3 protein-coding genes and 1 pseudogene are annotated in these 2,061 nt (G+C 62.5%); all 4 read left to right on the plus strand.

Annotation, left to right across the window (positions count from 1 at the left end; genetic code table 11):
- On the plus strand, positions 1 to 828 hold an 828-nt coding region (gene trbB, locus OOZ53_RS26425), incomplete at its 5' end, for a P-type conjugative transfer ATPase TrbB (RefSeq protein ID WP_271092795.1).
- A gap of 15 nt (positions 829 to 843) precedes the next feature.
- Positions 844 to 1,191 (plus strand): TrbC/VirB2 family type IV secretion system protein, encoded by a 348-nt coding sequence (locus OOZ53_RS26430; RefSeq protein ID WP_271092796.1) that lies wholly within the window; start codon positions 844 to 846, stop codon positions 1,189 to 1,191.
- Positions 1,188 to 1,460, plus strand: coding sequence for a VirB3 family type IV secretion system protein (locus OOZ53_RS26435; RefSeq protein WP_271092797.1), 273 nt, complete (start codon positions 1,188 to 1,190; stop codon positions 1,458 to 1,460). Before OOZ53_RS26430 ends, OOZ53_RS26435 begins: the two co-directional genes overlap by 4 nt.
- Positions 1,454 to 2,061, plus strand: a pseudogene (locus OOZ53_RS26440) (conjugal transfer protein TrbE); the annotation flags it as partial. The gene OOZ53_RS26435 and the pseudogene OOZ53_RS26440, both read left to right, overlap by 7 nt.

Raw genomic sequence — 2,061 nt, forward strand, 5'->3', positions numbered from 1 at the left:
GAGGGCCGGATCGATACCGGCCAGACGATTGCAGCTTCCGAGGCGGAACGCATCATCCGGCTGGTCGCCAGCCATATCGGGCAGGAATGTCATGTTGAGCGGCCCGTTGTCTCCGCGGAGCTTCCTGAAACCGGCGAGCGGTTCGAGGGCCTCGTGCCGCCCGTCGCGCCGGCGCCGTGTTTTGCCATCCGCAAACCGGCGGGCGTGCTTTATCGGCTGTCTGATTATGTCGACCGGCAGGTGATGACGTCGCAGCAGGCAGCGTCACTGGGGCAGGCAATTGAAGAACGAAAGAACATCGTGATTGTTGGCGGCACCAGCTCCGGAAAGACCACTTTGGTCAATGCACTGCTGGCGGAAGTTGCCGGAACCGGCGACCGGATCATCCTGATCGAGGACACGCGCGAGCTCCAGTGCGCGGCGGAAGATTGCGTCAATCTCAGGACCAAGCCCGGCGTAGCAACGCTCTGCGACCTGGTGCGGTCAACGCTGCGCCTGCGTCCCGACAGGATCATCGTCGGTGAAGTGCGCGGATCGGAAGCGCTCGACATGCTCAAGGCCTGGAACACGGGCCACCCGGGCGGGATTACCACGCTGCATGCCAATTCCGCCCGCGCCGGGCTCTATCGCCTGGAGCAGCTTGTCCAGGAGGCTGTTGTCACGGTGCCGCGCCGGCTAATCGCGGAGGCAGTCGACATCGTCGTCTTTCTTAAAGGGCGCGGGGAGGGACGCTGCGTTCAGATCGTGGCTGCGCTCGATGGTCTCGATGCGGACGGCGACTACCGTCTTACAGAACTTCATCCAGCCCGACTTGTTCCATCCGCCTGAATTGAGGAGAGCCGCATGCCAAGGATATCCAGAAACAGCTTCAAGACGCTTCGAACCCTGCTGACGGCCGCGGCCGAGTTCGTCACCTTTAGCGCTCTGTTGGCCGTACCCGTTCATGCTGCAGGCTCCGGCATGCCGTGGGAAGCGCCGCTGACCTCGATCCTGGAATCCATCGAGGGACCAGTGGCCCGTATCGTCGCCGTTATCATCATCGTCATTACCGGCCTGTCGCTGGCATTCGGGGAGACGTCGGGCGGCTTCCGGCGGCTGATCCAGATCGTCTTTGGCCTGTCGATTGCCTTCGCGGCAACGAGTTTCTTCCTGTCGTTCTTTTCCTTCGGCGGCGGGGCGCTGATCTCGTGAGTAGCGGTGTCACAAACACCGCCGGCTTCGAGATCCCGCTGCACCGGTCGCTCACGGAACCGATCCTGATGGGCGGAGCACCGCGCACCGTTGCCATCGTCAACGGTACGCTTGCCGCGGCGCTCGGGCTTGGCCTGCAACTCTGGTTGATCGGGCTTCTCGTCTGGATCGCGGGTCATGGCGCCGCCGTCTATGCGGCGCGCAAGGATCCGGCCTTCATGGATGTGCTGATCCGGCATGTCCGCCACAAGGGGTATCTCTCATGCTGAAATTGGCGGAATACAACCGGCGCCCGGCGCTGCTTGCCGACTATCTGCCTTGGGCGTGCCTTGTCGCACCGGGCGTGATTCTCAACAAGGACGGGTCCTTCCAGCGCTCGATCCAGTTCCGCGGCCCGGATCTTGAGAGTGCGACGGAGTCCGAACTGGTCGCCACCTGCGCGCGGATCAACAATGTGCTGCGCCGCTTCGGTTCCGGCTGGGCCCTGTTCTTTGAGGCGGATCGCCATCCGGCCGGTGGCTATCCGTCATCCGAATTTCCCGATCCCGTTTCCGGTCTCGTCGACGAGGAACGCCGGAGTGTGTTCGAGCAAAGCGGCACCCTGTTCGAAAGCAGCTATTTTCTCACCTTCGTCTTTCTGCCTTCAACTGAGTCCGTCGGCCGCGCTGAACACCTGTTGATCGAGACGAAGGAGGAAAAGCGTGGTCACGATTACCGCGAGGACCTTGATCGCTTCATCCAGCTGACCGACCGGGCGATCGATCTGCTTTCCCAACTGATGCCGGCAGCCGTTGCGCTGTCCGATGGCGAAACACTCACCTATCTGCATGGCTGCATCTCCGACCGGCGTCTGTCCGTCGCCGTCCCGGA

Source organism: Allohoeflea poritis (genome assembly GCF_027889715.1).
Taxonomy (GTDB): domain Bacteria; phylum Pseudomonadota; class Alphaproteobacteria; order Rhizobiales; family Rhizobiaceae; genus Hoeflea_A; species Hoeflea_A poritis.